This is a genomic window from Virgibacillus siamensis (genome assembly GCF_039522605.1).
In the GTDB taxonomy this organism is placed as follows: domain Bacteria; phylum Bacillota; class Bacilli; order Bacillales; family Amphibacillaceae; genus Lentibacillus; species Lentibacillus siamensis.
The window spans coordinates 196514-209601 of the sequence record NZ_BAAADS010000018.1 but is presented as its reverse complement, the minus strand read 5'-3'; the positions used below and the strand labels follow the sequence as shown (position 1 = coordinate 209601).

Sequence of the window (13088 nt, the reverse complement as noted above, 5' to 3'; positions counted from 1 at the left end):
TATTGTACGGACTGTCTCATTGCACCACGACATGGAAGCTGCAGAACTCAACTAAACAAGTTAGGGGCAGGCAAAAACATGCCCACCCAATAAATTTCAACCCCCTACCTCAAAAGCTGACTTGACTCCAATATCCCCATACCATACATAAGAAGCAGTGCCAATATAACGGCAAGGCCGAGATAGAGAATTAATGCACGGATTTTTGTGCCGGCGGATGTTTTGTAATAGGTCTTTGCCCGGTTTATTTCTTCCCGGATCGTTGTTAATTTCGCTTCGTTTTCGCTGATGACTTCCTGCAGGTCCGTGCTGACTGGTGTATATTCGTAAAATGACAGTTCATAGTTCTTTAATTTGTTCAGCATGATAGATAATATTTCTTTTTCCCTGCTGAGCTTTTTAAGGGAATTTCGCTTTTTTTCCTGAATGACGGGGAGAGCGGATCCCGAATCTGCTGAAAGGTGCTTATTAATTTCATTTAATCGATAGCTGATTTTATTTTTCAGGGAGACGATATCTCCAGATCCCGGCATTTCCGGGTTGGATTGATACGGATTGGATGCCACGATGTGTTTCAACCCGTTATTCACCCCTGTCAAAACACTTTCCTCATGTTTCATCGTTTCCACGCGTGCATTGTCTTTGAACCGGTCCCACCAGGTGAAAATACCAAAGATGAAAATCAAAATAATAATCGGGTCCGGTGACAGGAAAATAATTGGAATCATTGCCAGCAGTCCGATTAACCATATTTTCGTTGACAGAACGGTAACAATACGGCCTCCGTCAAGCGGAGAGACCGGAAAAAGGTTAAACAGATTGATCAGGCCGCCAAGCTGTATAATCAGTCCCCAGTATGGATCTTGTGTAACCAGGTACAATCCGATTGCTGGAAGAATGGAAATTAACCCAGCCAATGGACCGCCATATGCTACAAAAAATTCTGTTTCGGCATCTTTTATTTTTTTCGGATCAATTCCGATTGCCGCTCCCATAAATGGAATGAAAATGGCAGGGCTGGTCGGGATTTTCTTCATTTTTGCTGCGACGAGATGTCCCATTTCGTGGACAAAAATAAGGTATACGATGGCGAAAGCGAATTTCCAGCCAAATATTAAGGCGTACCCGCCCAATGAAACGAACATCGAAGCAAGCGTCGCAAACTTGCCGATTTTAAACAGGGCAAACACCCATTTCATTTTTGCCAGAAGGAATAAACCGATTGCAATGATCCATCCCCACAAGCCTTTATTTGACCTGTTTCCTTCATTTGCTGCCATATTTGCCGCAACCTCCCTAATCATGCTCTTCCAGTCTTTATTTTATCATATTCAGTGGGTCTCCCGGATAGGATTACCTGAATTCATTTTCAGGCACCAACTTAAAAAAATGGCATGCCACCATTTATGGCACACCATTTATATAGCCGTCAGTCAGTGTGTTGCATGTACCGTTTCCTGTTCTTCCCCGGCTTCTTTTGATTTTTGCATTTTATAAATGACAACCAAAGCTATAAACCAGACAGGGGTAATGAACAAGGCTACACGTGTATCTTCTGCCAGTGCAAGCACAACAAGGATAAATGCCAGAAAAGCAAGTGTCAGGTAATTTGACAGCGGATACAATGGCATTTTAAACTTGCTTTTCTTTGCCAGTTCCGGTCTTGTTTTCCGGTATTTCAGATGGCAGATAACCAAAATGCCCCAAATCCAAATGAAGCATGTTGTCGCGATACTTGAGACGAGTGTAAATACACCGTCTGGCATCACATAATTCAGCACAACTGCAATAAAAATGACGACCGTTGAGAGGAACAATGAATTGGATGGTACATTTCGCTTATTCAGTTTGGACAATTGTTCAGGTGCATTTTTTTCTTCGGACAGCGAATACAGCATCCGGCTTGTACTGAAAACGGCACTGTTGCATGCAGATGCTGCGGATGTCAGCACAACAAAGTTAATAATACCGGCAGCTGCAGCGACTCCAACCGTTACAAACACTTGAACAAAAGGGCTTTCTGCAGGTTCCACGGCATTCCACGGATAAATACTCATAATCACAGCCAGTGCCCCGATGTAGAAAATTAAAATTCGAAGCGGGATGTTATTAATCGCTTTCGGCAGCACTTTTTCCGGGTTTGATGTTTCACTCGCTGTAAGCCCTACCAATTCCACGCCAGCAAAAGCGAACACGACCATTTGGAATGCCAGGACAAAGCCAGTTATGCCATTTGGAAACATTCCTCCGTGGCTCCATAAATTCGAAAAGCTGGATGGACCTGAACTGGTGGAAAAGCCGCTGATAATCATATAAACGCCAACTGCAATCAATCCCAGAATGGCAATAATCTTGATCAATGCGAACCAAAATTCCATTTCGCCAAACAGTTTTACCGTTGCAAGGTTCATAACCAGTAAAATAATCAGCGCAATTAACCCCGGAATCCATTGCGGCACGCTCGGGATCCAATACTGAACATAGACACCGACTGCCGTTAAGTCAGCCATTGCGATGGTAATCCAGCAGAACCAGTATGTCCACCCTGTGATAAACGCGGGCAAATTGCCCAAATAATCTTTTACAATGTCAACAAACGAATTATACTTCAAGTTGGTTAATAGCAACTCCCCAAGTGAACGCATAATGAAAAAAGCAAAAATACCTGTAATCATGTACGCGAATAAAATAGAAGGTCCTGCTAGATGAATAGATTTTCCGGCTCCAAGAAACAGCCCTGTTCCAATCGCTCCTCCAATCGCGATCAGCTGAACATGCCTGTTTTTCAGACCTCTTGATAATTGTTGCTCGCTCATGTGATGTCACCTCTCTATTTTTTAAACCGTTTACATTTTAGCGTAGACTGAGCGCTCGTTCAACTGTTTGATAATTAAAAAAGAGGGCGGGCGCCTTGCTCGGTTGACCGATCAAGGAGCGGCAGCCCTCATTCATTCACTTGAAAATACGTATCTAAAATGCGCTCGCCGATATTTTTGCTCACTTCCGGCTGAGAGGTGGAGACGCCCATTTTTGGCACCATAACGGCAAAGGCAACCTGTGGATCATCAGCTGGAGCATAACCGACTAGGATATGGTTCTCAGCATCCAATACCTTTTCTCCATCTTTGTAAATATCATTTTCGGCAGTCCCTGTTTTACCGGCGGCAGTATATGGCTTACTTGCAAAGGCTCCTGCAGCTGTTCCACCGGTTTCCTGATAAACTTGCCGGAAGCCTTCCTGAACCCGCTCAATATATTTTTCATCCATCGTTATTTTATTCAATACTTCTGTTTCAACACTTTTATCGACTGGCCCGAGTTCCTGCTCGTGCGGCACCGGGGTGTGGACGGACTTCAAAAAGTGCGGTTTGACACGGTACCCGTCATTCGCAATGGTGGATACATACTGCGCAAGCTGCAGGGTGGTGTACGTATCATATTGGCCGATCGCAAAGTCCAGTAAGTTACCTGCTTTTGGATCTGGTCCTTCATAACCATCGGATTCACTTGGGAAGTCCACCTGGGTCGGCACCCCCAACCCGAATTGGCTGAAATAATTACGGATTTCCCGGAATGCATCGGGATCATAGTTCAGGGATTGGTTCCGATTGTAATGAAAGTCGCCGCCCATCCGCATCGCAATGTAAAACATATAGACGTTAGATGATAATCGCAAAGCATCCAGATCGTTCACCGATCCTAATGCAGCATAGGAGCTCTTTTCCGGTGTGCCGGCAATTTTAATCGGTCTGTCAAGGAAAGTTGTGCCGATGTTGATGACACCTGATTCATATCCGGAAAGCACGGTTGCTCCTTTGACGGATGACCCCGGTTCAAAACTTGCATACATCGCTTTTACACCAATGTTTCGGAATTTATTTTCTTCCTGGTCATAACGCTGGCCGGTCACTGCAAGCAGTCCGCCGGTTTGCGGATTCATCACAACCGCATAAACTTCATCCATGAATCGGTTTAAATACGGATTGGATTGTAATGCGTTATCGAATTCCTGCCGTATTATTTTATTTACTTTCTTTTGCAATTTCGTATCAATTGTCAGCACCAGATCCTTGCCGCGCTTTCCTTTTACAGCGACTTCAGAGTCAATGACCTCTCCATTACTGTTCGTCGTGTATTCTATCTTTGTTTTTCTTCCTCGCAGCACACGTTCATACTGTTGTTCCAGTCCGCTTGTGCCTACCCGGTCATTAAGTTTGTACCCCAAAGCTGTGTAATACTCCTTCTTATCGCGAGGGATACCCTGCTTTTGGGATGACAACGATCCGATAATGCCGCTGAGTGTTTCATCATATGGTTTCACGCGCCGCCATCCGACTGTGGCATTTATTCCCGGCAGCGAACCGAGATGTTCCGCTATTTTGGAATATTCCTCTGCCGTCACATGTTCATTTTTAACGACGTGCGGTGTCAGCGTCATGGCCTGGTCCAATTGTTTTTTGATCGCCATTATTTCTCGTTGCTTTTTGGTGAAATCACCCATTTCTTTCTTTTTAATCCGCTCCAGAATCGTATTGTATGCTTCACCGTTATCCATCTTCTCCTTTTCCTTATCGGACAGCCGTTTTTCCGCTTTGTCAGTGTGCTTTAAGTACCAGTATTCCTTTTTATTTCGTTCGCTGAGGTCATAGTCACCATCCTCATGCGGCATGGAAATATAATGGGACAGCTTCTCAGCCAATTTCAGCCGTTCTTCTGCCGTAACCCCTTTTGCCGGCGTGTATGTGATGGTGTATACCGACTCATTTCCTGCAAGCAGTTGATGATTCCGGTCATAAATTTTCCCTCTTGGTACAGGGAGCTGGGTGTATTCCTGATCGGTTTCGTTGATTTCCTGCTGGTATTCCTCCCCATTCAGAATTTGGACAACCCCCAACTGGATAATCAAAATGGAAAATAATAAAAAGACGATGAAAAATAAAATGTTTAACCGGAAAGGCAGCTGCATTTTACTTTTGTTTTTTTTGTTCAAATTGCCCCCTCCTTGCTGTCATGTACTATCTGTAAAAATAAAAAAGCACCCGTTAACAAATGGATGCTTTTCTTGGTTGTAAAATGTCTACTATATTGGATTATTTTATTGTTAGGCGAAAATTGCATATGCCTGCCCGCCATGCCTTAACACCGCGCTAATTCGTGAACAGTGGAATTCACGATGGATGGTAAATCGACCAGCCCCCCCTCTCAAAAAAAGTATGCTTGTTATATGTAATACCCGATATATCCATTGTGAAACAGTTCCGAATATAAAATATATGAATGAAAGTAACAAAAAATAACCTGTGATGACAGGATACATCGCCTTGTGGAAATGGTGGAATTCCGGAAATACTGATAAAAGAGTGAAAGTGACTGATAAACTACCAAAAGTGACTGATAAAAGATTAAAACCGGCTGATAAACTCCCGAAAGTGACCGATAAACCATTGAAATTGGCTGATAAACCCACCGAAGTAAGCAGCTCGCCATTTGCCCCCGTTGGTGTGGTACAATAAACCCAATAAAACACATGCAGGGAGGGGCCCCCCCGGATATGAGGTTGACGTCAGATATCGCTTTCATCAAACAGCTTTCCTTAAAAAAAGACCGGATTACTGATTACAACCAGTTCCCGCTTAATTTACCGGTGATCCAAAATTTCCGGCCCATCACATGCCATCCAAATGTGACCTATATCGTCGGCGAAAACGGTATGGGCAAGTCGACCTTATTAGAGGGGATTGCGGTTGCCATGGGTTTTAATCCAGAAGGCGGTACCCGTAATTTCAATTTCTCAAGCTATGATTCCCACTCCAATCTCGATCGGTATTTGCGGATTGGCAAAGGGGTGCACAAACCGCGGGACAGCTTCTTCTTCCGCGCCGAGACATTTTATAATGTTTCCACCAACATTGAAGAACTGGATAGTGAACCGGGCGGACCAAAGATCATCGATGGATTTGGCGGAAAATCGTTGCACGAACAGTCCCACGGTGAAGCTTTCTTTGCTGCCTTCATGCACCGCTTTACCGGCAACGGCCTGTACATATTGGATGAACCCGAAGCAGCCTTATCCCCGCTCAGACAAATGTCACTCCTGGCACGAATCGATGACCTTGTTAATGCGGGCTCCCAGCTGATCATCTCCACCCATTCGCCAATTATCATGGCTTACAAACACGCGAAGATTATCCAGCTGACTGAGGACGGTATGAAGGAAGTCATCCTTGAAGAAACGAGTCAGTACAGCATCATGAAACAATTTTTTGAAGACCGGGAGCGGTTGCTGCATCACTTGTTTGAATGAAGCATACCGGAAAAATATGAACGGAAACGGAGCGGAAAGAAAATGAACATCAAAATCATTGCAGTTGGTAAACTGAAGGAAAAATACTTGAAACAGGGAATTGCAGAGTACCTGAAACGCCTTGGCGCCTATGCAAAGGTTGATATTGCGGAAGTTGCCGATGAAAAAGCACCGGAGAACATGAGTGAAGCGGAAATGCAGGAAGTGAAGCGAAAGGAAGGAGAGCGGATTCTTGGCAATATCGGACATGATACGTATGTGATTACGTTGGAGATTGATGGGAAGATGCTGAGTTCAGAAAAGCTGGCCGCAAAGATGGATGAGCTGGCTACGTATGGAAAGAGCAAAGTTGCGTTTGTGATTGGCGGGTCACTCGGGTTGAGCGAAGTGGTGCAGAAGCGGAGTGATCTGGCGCTGTCGTTTTCTAAGTTGACGTTTCCGCATCAGGTTATGCGGCTGATATTGTTGGAACAGGTTTATCGGTCGTTCCGGATTATGAGGAATGAGCCGTACCATAAATGATGCGATGTGAAGAGAGGTTGATCGGGACAGTTTGTTAAATAAGGTGTTAAGCAAATCTCCTATATTGGACTTTTCTAAAGGATGAAATTTGCAGGAATGTAATGAAATGGGTTTTGTGGGAACCGAAACTTAAATTGATCAAAGAACATAATAATGATATAATTAAGACATAATGATGAAAAGAGGAGACGGTGTTATGCCTAAAATCCGCCCGATAAAAGATTTAAGAAATACAACGGAAATCTCTGAACTCTGTCACCAAATAAAGGAACCATTATTCATCACAAAAAATGGTTATGGTGATATGGTTGTTATGAGTATGGAAGCCTATGAGGACTCTCTAGGTAAACTGGAGTTATACGAAAAATTAGCTCAAGCGGAAGCCCAAATTAAAAAAGGAAATGAACTTCTAGATGGGGAAAAAGTTTTTAAGGACCTAAAGAAAAAATATGACAAAAAATAAATATGCAATTAAGATTGCACCTAAAGCATTTGAAGATTTGGATGATATTTATAGCTACATCTACAATGAACTTTTTAATGAAGGTGCAGCCGATAACCTTTTGAAGCAGATAGAAACGAGTGTCATGAGGCTAAAAGAATTCCCTTTTCCCTGTAGTCTTGTTACGGATGAAATTTTAAAAAATAAAGGTTATCGTAAGCTAATCGTTGCGAATTACATTGCATTTTATCTGGTTAGGGAAGAAGAAAAACAAGTTGTTGTCATGCGTGTCTTGTTTGGAGCACAAAAATACCAAGGTTTTATTTAGCATCGTATTGATTGTGAGATCTGACAATCAGACGCTTGAAAAATCACAAGCCTAATTCTCGTTCAAATGAAGAACGAGAATTTGGCTTTTAATATTTTTGTTTAGCGTGGATGTCGGCACATCGATGGAATAAGAAATATATCAATGAATAACCAAATCCAAAGCGGAATTAGCAGTAACCACCCTATTAATAGTGCAGTGGTCATCCACCCAAGAACCCCTAATATTATTTGTATAATACCAGAACCTGTTCGTCCGGTATAAATCCGGTGAATTCCAAGCTGTCCCAGGAAAAACCAGAATAGATATGCAATTACCATACTTTTTTGACCTGTCAATTTGTCTCCCTCCCTTTAAACGAATTAGTTCAAAAAATCATTCTTTATTTCATTATATTTGGCTCATTTAAAGTTGTCTAATGTCATAAAAACATTCTGACATGTACGGGCGCAAGAGCAGCATAAGAGCATGTAAATATAGTGCATCGGAATATGAAGTGATATACTGAAATTCATGGAAGGGGTAATCATTACTACTAAGGAGTGGTAAGTTGAACAGAGGCAACGATTTCGTGAAACCGAATAATGAATCTGCTGTAAAACCCAAAAAGAAAGTTATTACAATCAGCTTATTTATTGTTTTAAGCGCCGTGTTGGTATTGCAGGGATGCAATACCGAAAGCGAGAATGTAAATAACATCAACGAAGCAGCCAAAAAGGTGAGCGATTTATTTGAGATAGAAAATGAGGAAGCAGTCAAAGAGGGAAAATCAAGTAAGATAAAAGATTCAACAGACCAGGAACAAATTGACGAAGCACTTGAAGCGATCGATAAAATTGATACAAGTGACGGGGAACAGAGTGAGAATTATGCGATTGCATTCGGTCTTCAATCTGCTGTCTTCAACGCTGTATTACAATTAAAAGAACGGGAAGGTACACGGGAGTCATCTGATAACGGTGCACAGGACGAAACAAATCGGGAAGAATATCATCCGGATGAAGATGATGTTGTATTGAAAAATAATGAACTGAAAAATAAAGATATACTGGAAGAATTCATGAAAGTCGCTGGCGAAAACGGCAAAAACAATGAAAGTGAAATTAGGGTAGTGATAGATGAAGGGGCACAGGGTGTGCTTATTTATGATTTAAAATCAAGGTATGATAAAAATGCCAATCAGGCGTGGATTGGGGTTACTCCTGACTTAAGTCACTATCGTGCATCAGAAAATGAAGTGCAAAATGTTTTTAATAATGCGCGTCAGCAATGCAGCTATATGTCAAAAGATGAGGCAGAGGGGTATTATAAATTGAATGAATGCCGGACGCATTGGGAATATCGGTTTCTTCCAATTCCATGACAATGAAGGATGGCGGATTTTACGAAACTCAGATGCGTAGGCATTACGGTTCTCCTTAATACGAATCAGTATCGGAAAGTGATGTTAGGAATCTTACATGAAAGGTTCCTTTTTTTATTGAAACGTTTTAAAGAGTATCTGAGTCTAACGTGGGAAGGGGGAGAAGAAAATGCTTAAGAACAAACAGGTGAAAAAAGCGAAAAGAGGAAATAATAAAGCTTTTCAAGAATTAATTCAAGATGAAAAAGACAAACTTTATCGCATGGCTTATTTATATGTAAAAAATGAAAATGATGCTCTGGATATTGTTCAGGAAGCGATATATAAAGCGTACATATCAATAAAAACGCTAAAGGAACCACAGTATTTTTCAAGTTGGCTGACTCGGATTTTGATAAATGCTGCATTGGATTTCATCAGGAAAAATAGACGTGTGATTCCTATCGATAAGATTGAAAGCATGAAAAACGCATGGGAAGTTCATACGGTAGAAGACAATCTTGACTTGGTTGATGCAATTGACCGGTTGGAAGAGCAGTACAAGACAGTAGTTATCTTAAGGTATTATAAAGATTTTTCCATTAAACAGATTGCGGATACACTTTCATGTCCTGAAGGAACCGTAAAGACGCATCTGCATCGTGCAATTAAACAGTTAAGGGTGGATTTAAAGGAGGGACACACCAGATGAGAGATGATTTTAAGAAGGATATCAACCGCATAAAAGTACCTGAAGAGAAATTGGATCTTGCTGTTGAACGTGCGATTAAACGGGCTAAGAAGAAACACTGGAGTCCTGCCAAAAAGGTTACTTATATATGCAGTGCAGCCGTTATCGTTTTTGGTTTGTTGGTGGCGTCCGCATTTATATCCCCGACGATGGCTAAAGTAATGGCAAATGTACCATACTTAGATCAAATTATCGAGAGTATGGAACAAACCGAAAACAGGAAAGAAGATTTACAAAGCTTCTATAAAAACGTATCTGAAACGCTGGCAGGTAGTGATGATTACGAGGGTATAAGCGGGGTTTCGATGTCAACATTTTTCCCCACCGAGCCGCCTACGCTGCTTGTTCGGGTAGAAGATAAACAGTATAAAAATGAATATGAAAATGAAATCAATGACGTCATTAAAGAATTGGCGGAAACCCATAATATTGACGATGTTGGAGTCAATATAAAAGTATGGGAACCGGAAATAAGTAAAAAAGATAAAAAACAAATGGAGCATTCGCGGAAACTGTTAGACATCACACAGAATGTCCTGGAACAAAATGGATACAGCTTTAGTGCCTTAGGTATGGATCCTCGAAAACATAGCATCAGTATTGAAATGGAAGGTCAGGGGCAGGTTTCAGATAAGATGAAAGCGGAGATCGGGAAACTCGTGCATCATGCAATAGATGCCAAAATGAATATGGATTATACCATTGAAGTATCCGGGAAAAGCAAGGCAGAAATCAGGGATGAGAATTGGCAGCCAATTTTTTCAACCGTCATGGCTGAAGCGCATAAGGAATATAACGCAGTAACCGGATTTGCTTATTCCTTCCATCCTAAACCGCTTGAAATTATCTTGAAAACTTCCTTGTCACAAGGAGAGGCAGACAAGAAGAAGGCAGAAAAAATTGCAACATATGCCAAACAAGTCGTTGAGGTAAAAAGAAATAAATTATCTGTTGATAAGATACCGTATGAGATGATCATACGGGATAAAGATCAGGAAAAACTATTTAAAATACGTGTGAAATAAGGTATAGAATGGGCGCGCCAATCGAATTGGTGCGTCCTTCTGCTTTTCTTTCAACTCACGCTTCTTTAGACTGTTTCCGCGCCATTCGCTGCCCATTCCAGGATCTCCTCACTGATTGGAAAGAATTTATTTAGCATACTTGGCAAATCATATAAGACGATTAATTTAATTTAGCAGTTTGACAAAATAATATCTTTCGTTATCATATTATGTAGACACTTTGTTTAAAAAATATTAAATGTATTTAATTTAATAAAGGAGGCCGGCATTCACTACTCAATCGGAATCATTCAATAATAGCATGCTTGGCAAAGGTGTGTTTAGTCTAAATAGATTTGCCAAAATTTAAATACGAAAGGTGTATGTCATTTAATGAGTTTTCGCAGAGTTAGTCAATTGATTTTACTTACCGTTCTGCTTATTGCATTAGCAGCTTGCGGTTCAAATAGTGAAGGTGAAGGTTCAGGCAGTACAAGTGAAAGTAAAGGAAAAATCACATTTGGACAGATTAACTGGCCTGAAAATATTGCCGTTACAAATATGTGGAAGGCTATTCTGGAAGATAAGGGCTATGATGTGGAGTTAAAGCTTATTGAGATGGGTCCGCAGATGTCTGCTTTAGCCCAAGGGGAATTAGATGTGGCACCGGAAATTTGGCTGCCGGTGCAGGATAAGAGTTATTATGAAGAGTATAAAGACGATGCTAACTTTTTCGAAGACCCTTGGTATACGAATGGGAAAGTTGGATTGGCCGTTCCGACGTATATGGAAGATATAAACAGCATTAAAGATTTAAAGAAAAACAAAAAGAAATTCAATGGCGAAATAGTAGGTTTTGAGCCTGGAGCAGGAACAATGCTGGTAACGGAAGATGTAATTAAAGAATACGGTCTTGATTATGAATTGATAGAGAGCAGTACAGCAGCAATGGTTACATCCATTAAGGAAGCGGTAGATGCAAAGGAACCAATCGTTGCACCACTGTGGAAACCACATTATGTGTTTGCCGAAGTGGACTTAAAGTTTTTGGATGATCCGAAGAAAACCTATGGCGGGGTAGAAAAAATTTATATGGCAACCCGTGAAGGATTTGGCTCTGACTATGAAAAAGTCAGTAAATGGCTGAAAAACTTTAAATTGAACGATAACCAGCTTGGTGACTTAATGCTTAAAGTCAAAAAGCATGAAGACAATCCGCTTAAAGGCGCACAAAAATGGGTAGAAGAAAATCAGGATCTGGTTAATAAATGGGTGAAATAAACGGCAGGAAAGAGACGATTCTCGGAATGGGATCGTCTCTTTTCGCTGTAACGGAATTTAAGTTGCATATCCGTGCTTTTCATTATAAGATGGAAGAAACGTTTAATTAATTATGAACGAATTTAACAATAAAGAGTTTCTAAAGAGGTGCCGCAATGGAAGGAAATCGGGATAATCTTAATTATGAAAAAGCCGAGGAAAAAATCGACCAGGCCGAACGTTTGATGGTAAATACGATTTCAGAAACGATGGATCTTTATGGTGTCACCCCTTCAGTGGGACGTCTGTACGGCATGATGTATTTTAAACATCAGCCAATTACCCTGGATGAGATGAAAGAAGCCCTCAGCATGAGTAAACCAAGCATGAGTACATCGGTCCGAAAGCTTCAGGATATCAATATCGTTCAAAAGGTATGGCAGAGAGGTTCGAGAAAAGATTCATACATGGCTGAAAAGAATTTCTTTAATTATTTCACGCATTTTTTTGGTATGAAATGGGAACGAGAAGTGGATATGTTTCAGGTTAGTATCAGGAAATCGAAAGAACAACTCAAAGAGGTAATTGAAGATGATGAAACCGATGAAACATTACGGGAACGGGCTAAGCTGGATTATGAGCAACTCGATGAGGCCATGATCTATTACCAATGGCTGGAGAAGCTGACCAAACTTACGAAATCCGGCGAAATATATGATTATATCCCTCTGGATGATACGGATCAAAAAGGGTAGCTGAAAAATAACCATTCTTGCAGTTTAGCAGGGATGGTTATTTTTTCTCCCCATTGACATAAAATTAAAATTAGTCCATAATGTTGCTAATTTATAAATAAACAAATGCGTGCAATTTTATACAAAGTGGTAATGATTGGGAGTTAGTACATAGTCCCCGGGTGAAAGAGAGTAAAATTCATCGGCTGAAAGATTTTACAACCTGCAATGCTATCGAACCTGTCCCTTGAACTGTTGGGCTAAAACCCGACCGAGTTCCTGCGTTAAAGGGGTATGGAGTGGATACTGGAATGAATGCAGTATCAATGAAGGTGGTACCACGGATACAATGCGCTTCCGTCCTTATTATTGGGATGGAAGGGCATTTTTTTCTGTATAAA

At 41.2% G+C, this 13088-nt stretch carries 15 protein-coding genes and 1 other annotated feature; of the genes, 11 read left to right on the top strand and 4 right to left on the bottom strand.

The features are described 5' to 3' along the window. Window positions 1-104 precede the first annotated feature (104 nt). The 3 genes from ABD010_RS13395 to ABD010_RS13385 all read right to left on the bottom strand — a co-directional run bounded on the left by ABD010_RS13395 (window position 105) and on the right by ABD010_RS13385 (window position 4990). Complete coding sequence (locus ABD010_RS13395; protein WP_343814017.1) at window positions 105-1280, bottom strand: site-2 protease family protein; 1176 nt, start codon at window positions 1278-1280, stop codon at window positions 105-107. Between the two features lie 153 nt (window positions 1281-1433). Further along, window positions 1434-2816 (bottom strand): amino acid permease, encoded by a 1383-nt coding sequence (locus tag ABD010_RS13390; protein WP_343814014.1) that lies wholly within the window; start codon window positions 2814-2816, stop codon window positions 1434-1436. Between the two features lie 128 nt (window positions 2817-2944). Further along, a complete protein-coding gene (locus tag ABD010_RS13385) occupies window positions 2945-4990 on the bottom strand; it encodes a peptidoglycan D,D-transpeptidase FtsI family protein (RefSeq protein ID WP_343814011.1) in 2046 nt (681 codons plus the stop codon). A 376-nt stretch (window positions 4991-5366) separates the two neighbouring features. Here ABD010_RS13385 and ABD010_RS13380 point away from each other — a divergent pair, with 376 nt between their 5' ends. The 5 genes from ABD010_RS13380 (at window position 5367) to ABD010_RS13360 (ending at window position 7596) form a co-directional block, all read left to right on the top strand. Next, the gene (locus ABD010_RS13380; RefSeq protein WP_343814008.1) at window positions 5367-5513 is read left to right on the top strand and encodes a hypothetical protein; all 147 of its coding nucleotides are present in this window, start codon (window positions 5367-5369) and stop codon (window positions 5511-5513) included. A gap of 38 nt (window positions 5514-5551) precedes the next feature. After that, window positions 5552-6304 carry an AAA family ATPase gene (locus tag ABD010_RS13375; protein WP_343814005.1) on the top strand — a complete coding sequence of 251 codons (753 nt, stop codon included), beginning with the start codon at window positions 5552-5554 and terminating at the stop codon, window positions 6302-6304. 42 nt (window positions 6305-6346) lie between these two features. Beyond that, the gene (rlmH, locus tag ABD010_RS13370) at window positions 6347-6826 is read left to right on the top strand and encodes a 23S rRNA (pseudouridine(1915)-N(3))-methyltransferase RlmH (protein ID WP_343814003.1); all 480 of its coding nucleotides are present in this window, start codon (window positions 6347-6349) and stop codon (window positions 6824-6826) included. Window positions 6827-7022: 196 nt separating this feature from the next. Next, window positions 7023-7289 (top strand): type II toxin-antitoxin system Phd/YefM family antitoxin, encoded by a 267-nt coding sequence (locus ABD010_RS13365; RefSeq protein ID WP_343814000.1) that lies wholly within the window; start codon window positions 7023-7025, stop codon window positions 7287-7289. Continuing rightward, window positions 7276-7596, top strand: a complete 321-nt coding sequence (locus tag ABD010_RS13360; protein WP_343813997.1) for a type II toxin-antitoxin system RelE/ParE family toxin — start codon at window positions 7276-7278, stop codon at window positions 7594-7596. The genes ABD010_RS13365 and ABD010_RS13360 overlap by 14 nt, the downstream gene beginning before the upstream one ends. Before the next feature lie 101 nt (window positions 7597-7697). On the opposite strand, the gene ABD010_RS13355 is transcribed toward ABD010_RS13360, so the two are convergent. Continuing rightward, entirely contained in the window at window positions 7698-7934 is a 237-nt protein-coding gene (locus ABD010_RS13355) for a TM2 domain-containing protein (protein WP_343813994.1), read from the bottom strand. 212 nt (window positions 7935-8146) lie between these two features. Here ABD010_RS13355 and ABD010_RS13350 point away from each other — a divergent pair, with 212 nt between their 5' ends. From ABD010_RS13350 to cudC, 6 genes are all read left to right on the top strand, one after another. Beyond that, entirely contained in the window at window positions 8147-8959 is an 813-nt protein-coding gene (locus ABD010_RS13350) for a hypothetical protein (RefSeq protein WP_343813992.1), read from the top strand. A 169-nt stretch (window positions 8960-9128) separates the two neighbouring features. Further along, entirely contained in the window at window positions 9129-9650 is a 522-nt protein-coding gene (locus ABD010_RS13345; RefSeq protein ID WP_343813989.1) for a sigma-70 family RNA polymerase sigma factor, read from the top strand. Then, the gene (locus ABD010_RS13340) at window positions 9647-10714 is read left to right on the top strand and encodes a DUF4179 domain-containing protein (protein WP_343813986.1); all 1068 of its coding nucleotides are present in this window, start codon (window positions 9647-9649) and stop codon (window positions 10712-10714) included. Before ABD010_RS13345 ends, ABD010_RS13340 begins: the two co-directional genes overlap by 4 nt. A gap of 372 nt (window positions 10715-11086) precedes the next feature. After that, entirely contained in the window at window positions 11087-11974 is an 888-nt protein-coding gene (locus ABD010_RS13335; RefSeq protein WP_343813984.1) for a glycine betaine ABC transporter substrate-binding protein, read from the top strand. Next, a complete protein-coding gene (locus ABD010_RS13330) occupies window positions 11962-12084 on the top strand; it encodes a hypothetical protein (protein WP_343813981.1) in 123 nt (40 codons plus the stop codon). Before ABD010_RS13335 ends, ABD010_RS13330 begins: the two co-directional genes overlap by 13 nt. A gap of 45 nt (window positions 12085-12129) precedes the next feature. Then, complete coding sequence (cudC, locus tag ABD010_RS13325) at window positions 12130-12708, top strand: choline uptake/conversion transcriptional regulator CudC (RefSeq protein WP_343813978.1); 579 nt, start codon at window positions 12130-12132, stop codon at window positions 12706-12708. A gap of 123 nt (window positions 12709-12831) precedes the next feature. Beyond that, window positions 12832-13055, top strand: a binding site (T-box leader). Window positions 13056-13088 lie beyond the last annotated feature (33 nt).

Excerpts from the sequence above, each read along its gene's own strand:
- ABD010_RS13395 (WP_343814017.1), bottom strand. The coding sequence starts at position 1,280 with ATGGCAGCAAATGAAGGAAACAGGTCAAATAAAGGCTTGTGGGGATGG.
- ABD010_RS13390 (WP_343814014.1), bottom strand. The coding sequence starts at position 2,816 with ATGAGCGAGCAACAATTATCAAGAGGTCTGAAAAACAGGCATGTTCAG.
- ABD010_RS13375 (WP_343814005.1), top strand. The coding sequence starts at position 5,552 with ATGAGGTTGACGTCAGATATCGCTTTCATCAAACAGCTTTCCTTAAAA.
- rlmH (WP_343814003.1), top strand. The coding sequence starts at position 6,347 with ATGAACATCAAAATCATTGCAGTTGGTAAACTGAAGGAAAAATACTTG.
- ABD010_RS13365 (WP_343814000.1), top strand. The coding sequence starts at position 7,023 with ATGCCTAAAATCCGCCCGATAAAAGATTTAAGAAATACAACGGAAATC.
- ABD010_RS13360 (WP_343813997.1), top strand. The coding sequence starts at position 7,276 with ATGACAAAAAATAAATATGCAATTAAGATTGCACCTAAAGCATTTGAA.
- ABD010_RS13345 (WP_343813989.1), top strand. The coding sequence starts at position 9,129 with ATGCTTAAGAACAAACAGGTGAAAAAAGCGAAAAGAGGAAATAATAAA.
- ABD010_RS13340 (WP_343813986.1), top strand. The coding sequence starts at position 9,647 with ATGAGAGATGATTTTAAGAAGGATATCAACCGCATAAAAGTACCTGAA.
- ABD010_RS13335 (WP_343813984.1), top strand. The coding sequence starts at position 11,087 with ATGAGTTTTCGCAGAGTTAGTCAATTGATTTTACTTACCGTTCTGCTT.
- ABD010_RS13330 (WP_343813981.1), top strand. The coding sequence starts at position 11,962 with ATGGGTGAAATAAACGGCAGGAAAGAGACGATTCTCGGAATGGGATCG.
- cudC (WP_343813978.1), top strand. The coding sequence starts at position 12,130 with ATGGAAGGAAATCGGGATAATCTTAATTATGAAAAAGCCGAGGAAAAA.